The 15,822-nt window shown below is 42.9% G+C and carries 14 protein-coding genes and 1 tRNA gene; 5 read left to right on the forward strand and 10 right to left on the reverse strand.

Annotated features, from left to right (window positions below; translation table 11 throughout):
• Window positions 1-390: 390 nt before the first annotated feature.
• Complete coding sequence (locus tag CHX27_RS04780; RefSeq protein WP_094485625.1) at window positions 391-1,710, reverse strand: amidohydrolase; 1,320 nt, start codon at window positions 1,708-1,710, stop codon at window positions 391-393.
• 561 nt (window positions 1,711-2,271) lie between these two features.
• On the opposite strand from CHX27_RS04780, the gene CHX27_RS04785 reads away from it, so the two are divergent.
• Both CHX27_RS04785 and CHX27_RS04795 read left to right on the forward strand, forming a co-directional pair.
• A complete protein-coding gene (locus tag CHX27_RS04785; protein WP_094485626.1) occupies window positions 2,272-2,889 on the forward strand; it encodes a hypothetical protein in 618 nt (205 codons plus the stop codon).
• A 360-nt stretch (window positions 2,890-3,249) separates the two neighbouring features.
• Window positions 3,250-3,684 (forward strand): hypothetical protein, encoded by a 435-nt coding sequence (locus CHX27_RS04795; protein WP_133063418.1) that lies wholly within the window; start codon window positions 3,250-3,252, stop codon window positions 3,682-3,684.
• A 78-nt stretch (window positions 3,685-3,762) separates the two neighbouring features.
• On the opposite strand, the gene CHX27_RS04800 is transcribed toward CHX27_RS04795, so the two are convergent.
• From CHX27_RS04800 to panB, 3 genes are all read right to left on the reverse strand, one after another.
• Window positions 3,763-3,993, reverse strand: coding sequence for a hypothetical protein (locus CHX27_RS04800; RefSeq protein WP_094485629.1), 231 nt, complete (start codon window positions 3,991-3,993; stop codon window positions 3,763-3,765).
• A gap of 171 nt (window positions 3,994-4,164) precedes the next feature.
• Window positions 4,165-4,851, reverse strand: a complete 687-nt coding sequence (locus CHX27_RS04805; protein WP_094485630.1) for an RluA family pseudouridine synthase — start codon at window positions 4,849-4,851, stop codon at window positions 4,165-4,167.
• Window positions 4,851-5,669: a 3-methyl-2-oxobutanoate hydroxymethyltransferase gene (gene panB / locus CHX27_RS04810; protein WP_094485631.1), complete on the reverse strand. Its 819-nt coding sequence runs from the start codon at window positions 5,667-5,669 to the stop codon at window positions 4,851-4,853. Before panB ends, CHX27_RS04805 begins: the two co-directional genes overlap by 1 nt.
• Before the next feature lie 95 nt (window positions 5,670-5,764).
• On the opposite strand from panB, the gene CHX27_RS04815 reads away from it, so the two are divergent.
• Window positions 5,765-6,208 (forward strand): hypothetical protein, encoded by a 444-nt coding sequence (locus CHX27_RS04815; protein WP_094485632.1) that lies wholly within the window; start codon window positions 5,765-5,767, stop codon window positions 6,206-6,208.
• Between the two features lie 3 nt (window positions 6,209-6,211).
• Here CHX27_RS04815 and CHX27_RS04820 read toward each other — a convergent pair whose 3' ends face one another.
• The 3 genes from CHX27_RS04820 to CHX27_RS04830 are packed head-to-tail and all read right to left on the reverse strand — an operon-like array spanning window position 6,212 to window position 9,429.
• Window positions 6,212-7,636 carry an L-serine ammonia-lyase gene (locus tag CHX27_RS04820; protein WP_094485633.1) on the reverse strand — a complete coding sequence of 475 codons (1,425 nt, stop codon included), beginning with the start codon at window positions 7,634-7,636 and terminating at the stop codon, window positions 6,212-6,214.
• 9 nt (window positions 7,637-7,645) lie between these two features.
• Complete coding sequence (locus tag CHX27_RS04825) at window positions 7,646-8,917, reverse strand: adenylosuccinate synthase (RefSeq protein ID WP_094485634.1); 1,272 nt, start codon at window positions 8,915-8,917, stop codon at window positions 7,646-7,648.
• The gene (locus CHX27_RS04830) at window positions 8,917-9,429 is read right to left on the reverse strand and encodes a Fur family transcriptional regulator (protein WP_094485635.1); all 513 of its coding nucleotides are present in this window, start codon (window positions 9,427-9,429) and stop codon (window positions 8,917-8,919) included. The genes CHX27_RS04825 and CHX27_RS04830 overlap by 1 nt, the downstream gene beginning before the upstream one ends.
• A 164-nt stretch (window positions 9,430-9,593) precedes the next feature.
• Here CHX27_RS04830 and CHX27_RS04835 point away from each other — a divergent pair, with 164 nt between their 5' ends.
• Complete coding sequence (locus tag CHX27_RS04835; RefSeq protein WP_094485636.1) at window positions 9,594-10,121, forward strand: DUF4140 domain-containing protein; 528 nt, start codon at window positions 9,594-9,596, stop codon at window positions 10,119-10,121.
• 620 nt (window positions 10,122-10,741) lie between these two features.
• Here CHX27_RS04835 and CHX27_RS04845 read toward each other — a convergent pair.
• The 3 genes from CHX27_RS04845 to CHX27_RS04855 all read right to left on the reverse strand — a co-directional run bounded on the left by CHX27_RS04845 (window position 10,742) and on the right by CHX27_RS04855 (window position 13,020).
• A tRNA-Ser gene (locus tag CHX27_RS04845) sits at window positions 10,742-10,828 on the reverse strand.
• 25 nt (window positions 10,829-10,853) lie between these two features.
• Entirely contained in the window at window positions 10,854-11,900 is a 1,047-nt protein-coding gene (locus CHX27_RS04850; RefSeq protein ID WP_094485638.1) for an asparaginase, read from the reverse strand.
• Entirely contained in the window at window positions 11,884-13,020 is a 1,137-nt protein-coding gene (locus tag CHX27_RS04855; RefSeq protein ID WP_094485639.1) for a 1-acyl-sn-glycerol-3-phosphate acyltransferase, read from the reverse strand. The genes CHX27_RS04850 and CHX27_RS04855 overlap by 17 nt, the downstream gene beginning before the upstream one ends.
• Window positions 13,021-13,621: 601 nt before the next feature.
• Here CHX27_RS04855 and CHX27_RS04865 point away from each other — a divergent pair.
• Entirely contained in the window at window positions 13,622-15,757 is a 2,136-nt protein-coding gene (locus CHX27_RS04865; RefSeq protein ID WP_094485641.1) for a hypothetical protein, read from the forward strand.
• Window positions 15,758-15,822 lie beyond the last annotated feature (65 nt).

A 15,822-nucleotide genomic window follows, 5' to 3' on the forward strand; every position in this document is an offset into this window, starting at 1 on the left:
CGTTCACCCTTTTACGTATCATCTTCCCAACCTAACCCACGTATCATTGGTGCCTCAGCTCGTAGAAGGCAGCTTGTCGAATGCAGCGTTGCGTACATCGTGAAAAACTTTGTGAGACATTGTGCTCAATTTTCGCTTCTTTCCATTTTTTCCATTTTTTCCATTTGCCGCTGCCCCCGGGTGAGCGACAGCAGCGGCATCCTTTGCGGCGCTACGGAATTTCCACAATGCGTTCGCCGGAAAGATACAGCGGATGGCGCGACGGCGGTTCGGTGATCCGTTTGCGAAGCGATATGCTTGCACCGCCGGCACCCCCAAAACAGACAATGAATTAGCCTCTAAAATGACTAGAAAATTGTTCTCTTTTTAAGTTTGCGAACGGTTGCATTTTTACATTTTTTGCAGTTTTCCATAATCGAAAACTAACTGACAAAAAGCTACTACGCCAAGTTTGAAAGAACTGTCGTCGAGCATAAACTCGGGTGTGTGGTGTGGTCCTGCTGTTTTTGGATCTTGTCCTTTGGGCATACCGCCGAGAAAAAAGAAAAGTCCGGGAACCTTTTCCGCGAAGAACGAAAAGTCCTCCGAACCGGTTTTTGCGGGAATCAGTTTTACCTTTTCGGCACCGGCAGCCTTTTTCAGGCTGGGTAGCATACGCTCGGTTAGTGAAACATTATTAAACGTAACGGGATACTTCACTGAAAACGGAAGTTCGACCAAAGCGGTAGCTCCGGCAGCTTCGGCAGTTTTTTCGGAAATTTCACGTATGCGTCTGTAAATTAGCTGCTCATCGGCTTCGGTAAACGCACGTACGTTGCCAATCAGTTCTACTTGTTCGGAAATGATGTTGTGTCTGTTACCTCCGTGGATCGCGCCAACAGTAACTACCGCGGCATTTTCAGTAAGGTTTACGTTGCGACTCACAATGGTTTGGAGCGCAGTTACAATTTGTGCCGCAACGGGAATCGGATCAACAGCTAACCAAGGTTGCGAGCCGTGGCTGGGTTTTCCTTTTACGGTAATTTTAAAATCGCCCACGCCGGCCATAATTCCGGCTGGTCGGTAGGTAATTGTACCGGTTTCGATCATCGAATCCATGTGTAATCCAAAAACAACATCTACTTTCGGATTTTCGAGCACACCTTCTTTAACCATCAGCTTTGCACCGCCTTCTTCGCCTTTTGGCGTTCCTTCTTCGGCGGGTTGAAAAATGAATTTTACTGTTCCCGCCAGTTCATTTTTCATGGCAGCGAGTACTTCGGCAACACCCATTAAAATGGCTACGTGCGCGTCGTGTCCGCATGCGTGCATTACCGCTGTCTCCGCTCCGTTGTATTGCGCACGTACTTTGGAGGCAAATGCTAGGTTATTTCGTTCCTCGACGGGAAGCGCATCCATATCGGCACGCAGCGCAATCACCGGTCCGGGTTTTGCGCCTTTCAAAATTCCCACAACACCTGTAACGGCCACTCCGGTTTTTACTTCGATGCCGAGCGCTTGTAAATGAGCTGCAATAAGCGCCGCCGTGCGTACTTCGCGATTTCCTAGTTCTGGATTTTGGTGAATATCCTGACGCCAGGCAATTACTTTCGATTCGATTTCGGAAGCTCTCCGATTGAGTTCGTCGGTAAGCTTATTCTTTTGTCCATAAACTGTGGAAGTGAAAAAGGCTAAGACAAAAAGCAGACACAGATTTTCTTTGATGTTCATAAAGACTTGTTTTCAAATAGGTACAGGTGAGCGAGATTGATCAATTCAACTAGATTCACATTGAGAGTCAAATTTAGGCTAAAAGAACATGACTTGTTGGATCTGTGGAAACTGATTTTCGGACGTAAATAGCTCAGAAAGCCGATTACTTTTCGTTTTAAGAGTTGAGCTGGTAAATTCTTTGAGAAGCTTTTCCGGCTGTTCGCTATAGTCCGCAAAAAATACGCCTCGTTCAGTCGGCAGGTGTTGGGCTTCTTGGGTCGCCCACACGTACCGCTTCACGTAGCCGTATTTTTCTTACGGGCTGCCGCTACCATCCGGGCTAGGGCATACGTTACTAACGTTTGGTGGAAAAATACCTATAAGTAGGTAGTTTTGGGAGAAGCGAATCCCGTAAATTAGCAAAAGACAAAAGGCAAAACAAGTGTCCAATTTAATAGATTCAAAATACGTATAAATTTTTTGATGTAATGGATTGTTATTGAATAATTTAACGGCGTTTTTAAAAATTGAAAAAGTTGCAGGGACTTCGCCAATTGTAAAGTTATCCACAAGCTTAAAATGACAGACACGAAAAACTGGAAAATTGACACTTCTCTTCTGATAGCTTACAAAAAAAGCGATTGGACAGACGACTCCTTTTCAGAAACAGGTGACGGAAAATATGGCGTTTACATCTATAATATTGACGAATGGAGAATGATGTCTTACGCTGGACTAATAGCCATTTATGCTGACAAGAACAACACAAAACCGTTAGTTAACTCGGCTGACACATGGATATGGTATGACAACGAAAAGACTTTTGACTACGCTCAACTTTCGGACTGTTTTATCTTCAGGAAACCCGCATATAATGAATATTCAACAAGACCTGACTTTCCATTTATTCTAATTAAGCCAACAGAAAAAGTATTTGGTTTTATTGAGTGGGACGCAACTTCAATTTATTACGGTTTTACTGAATTGCAAAATGGTAAACTGACAGTTAAAGAAGTTCATCCGAAAGACTTGGAAAATCTAAATAGACCAAAAAGAACAAACGAAATTATTGACTTGAACAACATCGACTGGTATCACATTAAGGATTTTGACAAAGCTTTAGAAATATATCATAGAAAGACGAAAAAGCCTGTGCATAACAGGACCTTGCCAAAAGCGAGACGGACGTGGTGGTAGAAATTTTTCGGCTCCTAAGAAACTTATTGGTAGCTTGATAGGTAAGTGCTCCGAAAGTATTGCTATTTGTAATAAAGAAAACGTTATGCTTCATACTGCCCAACAGTTTCACCAGCGTTGGGGTGACAGTAATTATGTTCTATATCATTTAGGGTTGACTTGACTCAAAGCCCACATCAGCTTGACAATCTTTGTTCAGCTTTTATAGATTTTTTGTTCTTTTGGTTTTCAATTTAGAATTTGAATCGGGTGGAGTTTTGCTCAAGTCATATGCAAGTGGGCAAAACACACAATTTGACAATCACTTCAACTTGACAAAAACTGTTAAGCAGAACGACACACAACTAAAATACATTAAAAATGTGTACTGTTTCAGAAAAATTAAAACTTTGCACTTGCAAGACTGAAAATGTTGAGCGGCTTAAACATTATTGGACTTTAAAAAGACCAACAGAGAAATCACATTTTGTTGTTGGTGAAATGATTTTACCCGCAAACATTGGTGAGACAACTAACAAAATAAATCAGAATACAATCCTTAAGCTGCTTAACAAAGGAAATTGCTTTGACATAGAATTGCAACATAAAGAGAATGATATTTTAGAGTTGCATTTTACATGTAAAGGTCACCTGGAAAAAGATTTGACATTAAACTTTTATGGAGATTTTTTAGCTTATACTTTTAAATTTAAAAAAGGAAAGTGGAAGAAAGATTATTATGACCCATTTAAAAGAGACTTTGCAGAAGTTCAAAAAGGAAAAATTGTTAGACCGTTTTCAAAACAAAACAATTGATATGAAGAAATACGGCACTTAACAAGTGGTTTTGTGCTAGTGTGGTAGACGAACAAAAGCTCAACATTAGTAATACTATTAAACTTGTGTTCCAGCTTGACAGAACTCTAATGAACTTTTGTACCTAACTCTGTTCTCCGCAAACGCTCCCGACTTTGAGGTTACCTTTAAAATACGATGCACCAACGAGCCTAAGTGCATGACACAAAACGCCAACAAACAACCAAACCGCTTCCGCAACGCAGCGGTTCCTTTTTCTTTCCCTTCTTTCGCTTCTTTCCCTTCTTTCGCTTCTTTTGCTTTTTTCAATCTCTTCCCCGGGTGAGCGACAGCAGCGGCATCCTTTGCGGCGTTATGGTATTTCCACCAGGCGTTTGCCGGAAAGATTTAGCGAATGGCGCGACGGCGGTTCGGTGATCCGTTTGCGAAGCGCTATGATTGCACCGCCGGCACCCCCAAAAAATCATGAATTTAATGTAGTTATCCCTCGAAAATATCTCCAGCGGGATAGGGTGCGCGAATTTTCACTTCGCTTTTAGCAACCGGATGCACAAATGTGAGCTCTCGCGCGTGTAAACTTATGCCACCGTTCGGGTTGGAACGCTTGGCACCGTACTTTAAATCGCCTTTAATGACCATGCCGCAAGCCGCCAACTGGGCCCGAATTTGATGATGCCTGCCCGTTTCTAACTGTATTTCCAACAAACTGTAGTTGGTATATGCGCGAAGCAATTTGTAATGCAAAACGGCTTTTTTGCTGTTAGTAACCTCTTTTTCAAAGGCTTTGCTCGTATTGTTTTTTTCGTTACGAACCAAAAAATGCGTTAACGTAGCGGCTTCTTGCTGCGGCTTTCCTTCGATTAAACAATGGTAAACTTTCTCCGTTTCACGACTGCTAAAAAGGGCGTTCATTCGAGCTAAAGCCTTCGAAGTTCGCGCAAAAACAACCACGCCCGAGGTAGGTCGGTCTAAGCGGTGCACCACACCCGCAAACACAGCTCCAGGTTTCTGATATTTAGTGGCAATGTAGTTTTTTACGGCATCCAACAAAGTTTCGTCGCCGGTTTTATCACCCTGAACTAAGTCGCCACAACGCTTGTTAACCGCCAGCAAATGATTGTCTTCGAACAAAACATGCAAGTTCGAACCGTCTGCAGCCGTTTTCATTAATACTGTTCTCCGGCGTTTGGAAAATCAACCGACTTCACATCCGAGACGTACTGCGAGATTGCAGCCGTCATTTGATCGTATAAATTGAGGTAGCGACGTAAAAATCGAGGTGAAAACTCATTATTCATGCCCAACATATCGTGAATGACGAGTACTTGGCCATCGACATCGCTTCCAGCACCAATACCGATCACAGGAATGCTAATGCTTTCGGCTACGCGTTTGGCGAGTTCTGCCGGGATTTTTTCGCATACTAATGCAAAACAACCCAGCTTTTCGAGCATGATGGCATCCTCAATGAGTTTTTCGGCTTCGGCGTTTTCTTTCGCACGAACGTTGTAGGTTCCGAATTTATAGATGGATTGTGGTGTAAGTCCTAAATGTCCCATGACGGGAATACCCGCATTAAGTATTTTCTTGATTGAATCTTTTATTTCGCTGCCGCCTTCGAGTTTTACGGCGTGTCCGCCACTTTCTTTCATGATGCGAATGGCCGAACGCAACGCTTCTTTCGAATCCGATTGGTAACTTCCGAACGGTAAATCTACAACGACTAAGGCGCGATTGATGGCACGTACTACCGACGAGGCGTGGTAAATCATTTGATCGAGTGTAATCGGTAGTGTGGTTTCATGACCTGCCATAACGTTACTGGCCGAATCGCCTACCAAAATGACGTCGATCCCCGCTGAATCTACGATTTTGGCCATAGTGTAATCGTAGGCAGTGAGCATGGATATTTTTTCGCCCTGACTTTTCATTTCAATCAGCGAACGGGTGGTAATTCGTTTGTAGTCTTTTTTAGCAACCGACATAGCACAAAATTTAAGTCGCAAAGTTAGCTAATTCGCGATACTGTAGTCATCAAATTTCACGCTATTAAGATATATTTGCCGAAAGTACTATTACTATGAAAAAGTTGTTTTTGTTTGCCGTTTTGTTTGCGAGTTCGGCTTCGTTTGCGCAAGATTCGGCTAGTCCGGAAAAAATTGTCGAATGGTTTTTTTCGGGTTTGAATCAGAAGACACCCGCCATCATGCGTCCGTTATTGTTGAATGAATCCGTTAACTTCGATACGTTGATGTATATAAATGGTGAACCTAAAGTTGTTTCGAGAGGTGCAACTGATTTTTTGAATGAGTTTTCGAATATTCCTCAAAGTATCAAGTTAGAAGAGCGTATTTCGAATGTTATTGTTCGCAACTACGGACAAACTGCCGACGTTCACATGGATTATGAGTTTTATGTAAACGATACGTTGCAGCACAGCGGTCGAAATTACTTTTTCCTCGTTGCTGTTGACGGTCAATGGAAAATTGCCCACACGTACGATACGCGAAAGTCTGCGAAATAAGAATTAGCAGTCGGCAATATTCACAGCCACTGCCAACCCACCTTCGGAAGTTTCTTTGTATTTGGAATTCATGTCTTTGGCCGTTTGCCACATGGTATTGATGACTTTATCCAAAGGAACTTTTGCATTTTTAGCATCGGTTTCTAGGGCGAGTTCCGCGGCGTTAATCGCTTTTATTGCACCCATGGTATTTCGCTCGATGCATGGAATTTGAACCAAACCGCCTATCGGATCGCAGGTTAACCCCAAATGATGCTCCATCGCAATTTCTGCTGCCATGAGCACTTGTTCGGGTGATCCGCCCATTAATTCGCATAACGCGGCTGCGGCCATGGCCGATGATACGCCAATTTCAGCTTGGCAGCCACCCATTGCCGCCGAAATCGTTGCGCCTTTTTTGAAAATACTGCCTACTTCGCCGGCAACCATTAAGAATTTCTTTACTTCATCGTCGCCTGCTTGGTGGTTTTCGATAACCATATAGTACATCAACACGGCAGGAATCACGCCCGCCGAGCCATTTGTAGGAGCTGTAACCACACGACCTAAAGCCGCATTAACTTCGTTGACAGCCAAAGCAAAGCATGACACCCATTTTAAAATTTGGCGAAATTTAACTTCGGTTTTACGAATGGTTTGCAGCCATTCTTGCGGATTATTGTATTGTCCGTTGCCCAATAAATTCTGATGCATATCGAACGCGCGTCGCTTTACATTCAAACCGCCGGGTAAAATTCCGTCGGTATGGCAGCCAATATACATACATTCGAGCATGGTATTCCAAATTCGGAGCAACTCGCTGTGCACCAGTGCTTCCGGGCGCATAGAAATCTCATTTGCATACACTACCTCCGATATTTTTAGCTGATGCTCACTGCAATAATGCAATAATTCAACTGCGGTATCGATCGGGTAGGGGAACGCACAGGTAAAATCGGTGCTGTTTTCGTTGTTTTGTTCTTCTTTTACAACAAACCCGCCGCCAATCGAATAAAAAGTTGATGCGTATGCGTCGCCATTTTCTTTAAATGCGGTGAATGTGAGGCCGTTTGCATGAAAGGGTAGGAAGTTCTTATGAAATACGATATCTGTAAGAAATGAAAATCCGATTGTCTTTTCATTTCCCAGCTGCAAAGTCTGGCTGTTTTGGATGTCTGTAATGATACTTCCGATGTTTTCAACAGGAATGTATTCTGGGTCTTGTCCGCTCAATCCGAGCATAACTGCTAAATCTGTTGCGTGGCCTTTGCCGGTAAGAGAAAGTGAGCCGTATAAATCAACTTTCACGGCGAAGGTTTCAGCGAAGAATCCATTTGCGCGAATTTCACTTAAAAACTTTTCGGCAGCACGCCAAGGCCCAAGTGTGTGCGAGCTTGAAGGCCCAACACCAACTTTGAGCATATCGAAAACAGAAATGCACTTATCCATGACGCAAAGTTAGCGCGAAATCGTTTGCGTACGGTCGGGTCCTACCGAAATAATTTTAATCGGAACGCCGACTTCAGCTTCGATAAATGAAACGTAGTCTTTTAATTCGGTCGGTAAATCGCTGTATTCGGTAAGTCCAGTAAGGTCGGCATGCCATCCTTTGAAACTTTTATAAACCGGACTCACGTTTTCTTCTTCGATGTTGTAGGGTAGGTGGTCGATGATTTCGCCGCGATACTTGTAAGCTGTACACACTTTAAGCTCTTCAAAACCAGAAAGTACGTCGCCTTTCATCATCATGAGTTGGGTAACGCCATTTATTTCAACGGCATATTTCAGAGCAACGAGATCGAGCCAGCCGCAACGACGTTTACGTCCGGTAACCGAACCGAATTCGTTGCCAATTCGCGCCATAGTTTCGCCCACTTCGTCGAAGAGTTCTGTGGGAAAAGGTCCGCTGCCTACACGTGTCGTATAAGCTTTGAAAATTCCGTAAACGTCTTTGATTTTATTAGGAGCGATTCCCAATCCGGTACAAGCGCCGGCAGCCGTAGTATTCGAAGAAGTTACAAACGGATAGGTACCGAAGTCAACGTCGAGTAAACTTCCTTGAGCACCTTCGGCTAAAATCGATTTGCCGTCTTTTAGCGCTTGAAAAAGATAGGCTTCGCTGTCGATGAATTGCAGTTTTTTTAATGTTTCGATGGCTTCGAAAAATTCGTTTTCCATTTCAGCCAAGTTGTACTGAATGGAAACGTCGTAGAATTTAATCATTGCCTCGTGTTTATCGGCGAGATTTCGGTAACGTTCTTTAAAATCGTCGAGTTCTAAATCGCCGATTCGCAAGCCATTACGTCCGGTTTTATCCATGTACGTTGGTCCGATGCCTTTGAGTGTCGAACCAATTTTTGCTTTGCCTTTTGAGGCTTCGGATGCCGCATCTAGCAAGCGATGTGTCGGTAAAATCAGATGTGCTTTGCGCGAAATGATCAGTTTGTTGTAAATGTCAATTTTGAATTGTTCCAAACCTTCGAGTTCTTTTACAAAAACCACGGGATCGATAACAACACCGTTTCCGATGATGTTGACCGCGTTTTTGTGGAAAATTCCGCTTGGGATGGTTCGTAATACGTGCTTGATTCCGTCGAATTCGAGCGTGTGTCCGGCGTTTGGTCCACCTTGGAATCGAGCAATAATATCATACTTTTGGGTGAGCACGTCGACAATTTTTCCTTTGCCTTCGTCGCCCCATTGCAAGCCTAACAGTAAATCTACAGACATTAGTTGATTGGGTTATATTCAGTTGTGTTGGGAAGATTCTCTTCCGTAGTTGTTGCGTTTTGAGATTTACGAGTACCGTAAAAATAGAGGGAATGATTGGAAATTTCTACGTCGAAAATCTCTTCAATCGTTTTTTTGATGGTTTGAATGCGCGGATCACAAAATTCGATTACTTCGCCGGTATCGGTCATGATGATATGATCGTGTTGTTTGTCGAAGTACGATTTTTCAAAATACGCTTGAGATTGTCCGAATTGGTGTTTGCGAACCAAGCCACAGTCGAGCAATAGTTCGATGGTGTTGTAAAGCGTAGCGCGACTTACGCGGTAGTTTTTGTTTTTCATTTTGACGTACAAATTCTCGATGTCAAAATGCTCCTGACTGTCGTAAATCTCTTGTAGAATAGCATAGCGCTCAGGAGTTTTCCGGTGCGCGTTTTTCTCGAGATATTTTGTAAAAACGTTTTTTACAATCTCCTGATTCTTGCTGTTGTCTTCGCTTATGAGTGTCATAGTGGCAAAGATAGTAAAATTGAATTTTAGATTAAAGTGTCGAGTTTGTCTCTGTTTACTCAAAATATCACAAAAATTCCATTGTTTATTTTCTTTGTTTTGATGACAAAAAATAACGACGAGGGTAATGGTATTTTTTCTACCTTGCGTTAAAACTTTTGTCTATGAGACTTTCTTTAAACTATATTCTTCTGTTTGCCCTGCTCTCAATTCACACTGTATTTAGTCAAGATGAGCCGCCAAAAATTAATTCTGAAATTAAATCGGTGAAGGTTTTTACCTCGGGCGCTCAGGTAACACGTACCGCACAAATACAGCTAATTGCTGGAAAAAATGCAGTGGTGCTGACGGGATTGAGTCCGCAGATCAAAGAAAACAGCGTTCAAGTTACTTCTCCCGATTTTGCCAGTGTAGCTTCGGTTAAAGTACAGCTAGACGTTTTGTCTTCGAAGAAAGTGCGCGATGAGGTTAAAGCTTTGGAAGATCGATTGGAGCGATTGCGAAAACAGCGTAACGACCAACAGGATCTATTGAAAGTGTATAAGAATGAAGAGTCGATTTTATTGAAGAATCAAGCCGTTGCTGGCGAAAATGCGGGTTTGAAAATGCTCGATTTGAAAGCGGTTGTCGATTATCAAAAAGCGCAATACACGGAGAATTTGCGCAATCAGAGTTTGACGAATNTTACATAAATGTGATCCCAAAGTGGGGTTCGTGGTCGAGTAGCATAAAAAACACAGCTGTCGCTGCTACTTTTTTTATTTCCCAATCTCAAGCCTTCGAGCAGAGCTGTAGGGATTACATAAATGTGATCCCGAAATGGGGTTCGTGGTCGAGTAGTATAAAAAACGCAGCTGTTGCTGCTACTTTTTTATTTCCCCTTGCCAAGCCTTCGAGCAAAGCTCGGGCTTGACAAGGGGATTACATAAATGTGATCCCAAAGTGGGGTTCGTGGTCGAGTAGCATAAAAAACACAGCTGTCGCTGCTACTTTTTTTATTTCCCAATCTCAAGCCTTCGAGCAGAGCTGTAGGGATTACATAAATGTGATCCCGAAATGGGGTTCGTGGTCGAGTAGTATAAAAAACGCAGCTGTTGCTGCTACTTTTTTATTTCCCAATCTCAAGCCTTCGAGCAGAGCTGTAGGGATTACATAAATGTGATCCCGAAATGGGGTTCGTGGTCGAGTAGTATAAAAAACGCAGCTGTTGCTGCTACTTTTTTATTTCCCCTTGCCAAGCCTTCGAGCAAAGCTCGGGCTTGACAAGGGGAAATAAAAAAACCGACTACCGTCGGCTTTTTTATGCTACTCGCAGAGAGGAAGGGATTCGAACCCTCGATGCAGTTACCCACATACAAACTTTCCAGGCTTGCTCCTTCAACCACTCGGACACCTCTCTATTTCTGCCGCAAATATACTTTTTCTTACGAACTAAAAGTCATTTCCCCACAAATTGGCGTTTCAAAGGCCGTTTTAAAGTCGGCAAACTCTGTTTCGTTACCCAACAAAAACATCAACTTGCAAACGGCCGCCTCTGTCGTAATATCCTTACCCGAAATCACGCCAATTTCCTTTAATGCACTACTAGTTTCATACTGACCCATTTGTACACTGCCAGCAATACACTGCGTAACATTTACGATATGTAAACCGCGTCTGATGGCTTGTTTCAATAAATCAATAAACCACGCCTCGCTCGGAGCATTACCCGCACCGTAGGTCTCTAAAACTATGGCTTTTAAATCGCGTATTTCCAAAATCGCATTCAAAACCGTTGCGTTTATGCCCGGAAACATCTTGATAATCGCAATATGCGAATCCAATAATTTACGGACTTTAAAAGGGGCATGCGTCAAATCGCGTCTTAGCAAGTTCTCGTGAACGATATTTAGATGAACACCGCTCTCTGCCAGCGCCGGGTAATTAGGCGATGTAAACGCTTTAAAATGCTCGGCATTCACCTTCGTAGTGCGGTTGCCTCGATATAATTTGTATTCAAAATACAAACACACCTCGCGAACAATCGGTCTGCCTTCTTCCAACTGCGAGGCAATTTGAATGGCCGTAATTAAATTCTCCTTAGCATCCGTGCGCAAATCGCCAATCGGTAGTTGCGAACCTGTAAAAACTACCGGCTTTTGTAAATGTTCTAGCATAAAACTCAAAGCCGAAGCCGAGTACGACATAGTATCCGACCCGTGTAAAACCACAAATCCGTCGAATTGCTCGTAATTGCTTTCAATAATTTCGGCCATGCTGATCCACTGCGCCGGATTCATATTCGACGAATCAATCGGAGTTTCAAACGAAATCGTTTCAATATCGCAATCCAATTGCTTCAATTCCGGTATGCGTTGTAGGAGCTTTTTAAAATTGAAGGCTTTTAGGGCTTTGGTTTCAAAATCCTTAACCATACCAATCGTTCCGCCGGTATAAATCAACAAAATACGCGCTTTATTCGATGGTTCCATACTTCAATTTATTGAAAACCGGATTGGCGTACATAGCTAAGAAACTCTGTAGCTGGTTCGGATCGTTAGCATCAATACGCAATTCCAAACGACGCTCAAACAATTGCTTCTCACTATCGGTGTATTTGTGTGTAAATGCAGCCGATTGATTCAGCAAATCGTACGCAATAAAATTGGTCGGCCACAAGCGGTAATTGCTAATAATCGAATCGTCGATTTTTTGCGCCAATGCCTGAATTTGCTTGTTGGTATTATCGGTTTCGGCCAGAATATCGTCGATTTCTGTATCCAACGTTTTTCCGATATGTATGTGAATGCGTTTTTTCTGACCCATAATACCACTAAGCAAGGTCATAAAATCTTCGTTCTTTTCTTTTATATACTTTTCGTTGTTGGCTTCGGCCAGTAATTGCGGCATTTTCAATGCGTCGGTCGGGTCGTACTCGTACGAAATAGCCACAGGTACAATTCGTGCTTTCTTGAAATAGTGCAGCTGATGATCGTCGCCCGCGCCCATCGCTAGCATTTTTAAAACGCCCGGATGAGTAGCGTCGTTGCCGTCTTTGGTGCGTCCTTCGCGTTGAGCAATCCATACCGAACGATTTTCTCTGCGTAGCAAACGTGCAATGTACTCCGACATTAATTTCGAGCTTTGCAACAATTCGCGTGGCGGCAAACCGCGTTGTACCAAAAAGTTTCGGTTCATCCGCGAAAGCGATTTCAAAAACGACTTCTTCACTAAATTATCCCCAATTGCCGAAGCCGTCATCACTAAACCATGTTCAAACAAGGCAGTATTTAGCAGCGAAGTGTCTAAAATAATGTCGCGGTGATTCGATATAAACAAATACGCCGTATTGGGTTCGAGCTTTTCAAATCCCGAGGTACTCAATCCTTCAGCGCTGTTTCGCAACACCTGTTGTACCGAGTGGTAAATAAAATTGCACTGAAAATCGCGAATACTATGCGTTTTCTTCAACTGCTCTTTCCACACCTCGTCGGCAACATCTGGAAACGTAAAATTCATCAAAGCCTTCATCATCGGATGATGCAATACCTCGCAAATAGCGGCATTGATCTCCGTGTCGTAATAAGGTCTAATGGCGTCAAATTTTTGCATTATTCTCAAATTGTGTCGGCACAAAAGAACGAAAATTTAACCGAAAGCCGTTTACCTAAGCGTTAATTCGCGTGTTCGAATTTTTTGGCCGTTGCGGCGCAGCAAACTTCTTCCCAACCAACGTTCTGTTACGCGCCGCCGCGCTTTCCGCTATAGCACCAATTACCGGCAGCGGGCGTCAGGGGCTTTCAACGGGCTCTCGGTGTCGCCGTTTTCAGCCACTTCCGCCAACGCCGCCAGCAATCAGTGCTGCCGCTTCAATCGCTAACGGAGTGGCCACCTAAACCCAAAATCGTGCACACCAATCGGTTCTGCTTTCATCGTCAAAAACATCCAAGTGCTGTAAACTTGTAATTTTTGTAACCATTCTTTCTTTTAAAATTCATTCTTACAGCTAATTTTTACCTCAACATTTCCTTTACAACAGCAAAAATCAAACGCAACCGTTGCTCGTTGCCAAATCGCCGAAAATCAGCAGTAATAAGGCGTTCGCAAACGTTTTCGCCTGCAAAAAACCTGTATAGTTTTTATATAGGAATGCCTTACATCGTAAAACTCCTTTTGTATTCTACATTTGTTTCAAACATCAAAACAACATTCTATGAAAAAAATTACCCTTTATTTTACTGGATTGTTAATTTCTTGTGGCTTTTCTGCGCAAGCTGTTAATTTTCCCGTTAATTCGAATGCGCCGCTAAACGGAATCCCAACAGAGGCTGCTCCAACTCCCGAGCTTCCTGCTGCTAACGTAATTTCTCTGTTCAGTAACGCCTATACAAACGTGCCCGTAGATACGTGGCAAACAGAGTGGTCGGTAGGTATACATACTGAAACGCAAATTGCCGGCAACAGTACCAAAAGATATTCCGACCTTTCATTTGCGGGTATAGAAACCATTGCAAACCAAATCAACATTAATAATATGTTGTATTTACACATGGATATTTGGACGCCAAACATGACTACGTTCCGTGTGAAATTAGTCGACTTCGCCCCAAATGCCATTTTTGGCGGCGGCGACGATACCGAGCACGAACTTATCTTTAATCCAACCTTAAACGGCTGGAACAGCTTAAACATTGATCTTGCTAACTTCACAGGATTGCAAAACCGCAACAATATCGCACAACTAATTATTTCTGGTTTGCCAGCTGGCGAAGGAATTGTATTTATCGACAATATTTATTTTCACAATGTAGTTTCGTCAACACCACAAGAACCAACTGTTGCTGCGCCAACACCAACACGTTTGGCAGAAAATGTCATTTCACTTTTCAGCAACACGTATAACAATGTACCTGTCGACACTTGGCAAACGTCTTGGTCGGCTGGTGTTGTATCAAACTTTGCTGTGGAAGGAAACGACATTAAAAAGTACGAAAGTTTAAATTTCGTTGGCATCGAAACCGTAGCAAATCAGATCGACGCATCGGAAATGCTCTTCTTCCACATGGATATTTGGACACCAAACATGACGACATTTCGCGTTAAACTCGTAGACTTTGGTGCCGATGCTGCTTTTGGTGGAGGAAACGACACAGAACATGAGCTTACTTTTACCCCAAACCAGTCGGGTTGGGTTAGTTTAGAAATTCCAATGGCCGATTTCGTTGGGCTTACGGGTAGAGAACACATCGCACAGATAATTTTATCGGGAACTCCGGTAGGACAAGGAATTGTTTTCGTTGACAACGTGTATTTCCACAAAGAAGGTGTTGTGGTTCCGGTAGAACCTACCGTTGCAGCACCTACACCAACACGTCCGGCACAAAACGTGATTTCCATGTTTAGCAACGCATACACAAACGTTCCGGTTGATACGTGGCAAACCTCTTGGTCGGTTGGAACCGTTTCCGATGTACAAATCGAAGGAAATGATACCAAAAAATACGACAACCTAAACTTTGTAGGTATAGAAACCGTTAACAACCAAATCAATGCAACGGGTATGACGCATTTTCACACGGATATTTGGTCATCCGACTTTACACAGTTTCGTGTTAAACTAGTCGATTTTGGTGCAAATGCAGCTTTTGGTGGCGGCGATGATGTGGAACACGAAATTGTAATCGACAACCCTGCTCGCAATCAGTGGGTGAGTTTAGATATTCCACTAAGTTCGTTTACGGGACTTACATCTAGAGCACATATAGCTCAACTTATTTATGTGGGTCAGCCTGCTGGAAATACAACGGTTTATATTGATAACGTTTATTTCTACAATCAAGGTGGACCATCAAATGTTCCTTTAGTAGCTGCTCCAAACCCAACGCTACCGCAAGCAAACGTAATATCCATGTTCAGCGGAGTTTATAACAATGTACCTGTAGATACTTGGCAAACACCTTGGTCGCAAGGAATTCTAACCGATGTAACTGTCGCTGGAAATGCAGTAAAACGATATACGAATTTAAACTTTGTAGGTGTAGAAACTATTGCGTCGCAGATTAATGCTACTTCAATGACGCACTTTCACGTGGATGTCTGGACACCAAACATGACCACCGTGCGGATAAAACTAGTTGATTTTGGAGCTAACGGCGCATTCCAAGGTGGCGACGACGTGGAGCATGAATTAACTTTCACACCAACACAAGCCGGTTGGAATAGTTACGACATTCCGCTATCACAATTCACAGGCTTAATCAATCGTGCGCATATTGCACAATTAATTTTCTCGGGAACGCCAGCGGGATCCGGAACGCTTTTCGTTGACAACGTTTATTTCCATAACTAAGAATAAAAATTATGAAAAAGTTTTTAGTACACGACAAAAAACATAATTGATTAAAAATCAATAAA

Origin of the sequence: Flavobacterium aurantiibacter (genome assembly GCF_002251775.1) — a bacterium.
Lineage (GTDB): Bacteria > Bacteroidota > Bacteroidia > Flavobacteriales > Flavobacteriaceae > Flavobacterium > Flavobacterium aurantiibacter.

Excerpts from the sequence above, each read along its gene's own strand:
- CHX27_RS04780 (WP_094485625.1), bottom strand. The coding sequence starts at position 1,710 with ATGAACATCAAAGAAAATCTGTGTCTGCTTTTTGTCTTAGCCTTTTTC.
- CHX27_RS04785 (WP_094485626.1), top strand. The coding sequence starts at position 2,272 with ATGACAGACACGAAAAACTGGAAAATTGACACTTCTCTTCTGATAGCT.
- CHX27_RS04795 (WP_133063418.1), top strand. The coding sequence starts at position 3,250 with ATGTGTACTGTTTCAGAAAAATTAAAACTTTGCACTTGCAAGACTGAA.
- CHX27_RS04805 (WP_094485630.1), bottom strand. The coding sequence starts at position 4,851 with ATGAAAACGGCTGCAGACGGTTCGAACTTGCATGTTTTGTTCGAAGAC.
- panB (WP_094485631.1), bottom strand. The coding sequence starts at position 5,669 with ATGTCGGTTGCTAAAAAAGACTACAAACGAATTACCACCCGTTCGCTG.
- CHX27_RS04815 (WP_094485632.1), top strand. The coding sequence starts at position 5,765 with ATGAAAAAGTTGTTTTTGTTTGCCGTTTTGTTTGCGAGTTCGGCTTCG.
- CHX27_RS04820 (WP_094485633.1), bottom strand. The coding sequence starts at position 7,636 with ATGGATAAGTGCATTTCTGTTTTCGATATGCTCAAAGTTGGTGTTGGG.
- CHX27_RS04825 (WP_094485634.1), bottom strand. The coding sequence starts at position 8,917 with ATGTCTGTAGATTTACTGTTAGGCTTGCAATGGGGCGACGAAGGCAAA.
- CHX27_RS04830 (WP_094485635.1), bottom strand. The coding sequence starts at position 9,429 with ATGACACTCATAAGCGAAGACAACAGCAAGAATCAGGAGATTGTAAAA.
- CHX27_RS04850 (WP_094485638.1), bottom strand. The coding sequence starts at position 11,900 with ATGGAACCATCGAATAAAGCGCGTATTTTGTTGATTTATACCGGCGGA.
- CHX27_RS04855 (WP_094485639.1), bottom strand. The coding sequence starts at position 13,020 with ATGCAAAAATTTGACGCCATTAGACCTTATTACGACACGGAGATCAAT.
- CHX27_RS04865 (WP_094485641.1), top strand. The coding sequence starts at position 13,622 with ATGAAAAAAATTACCCTTTATTTTACTGGATTGTTAATTTCTTGTGGC.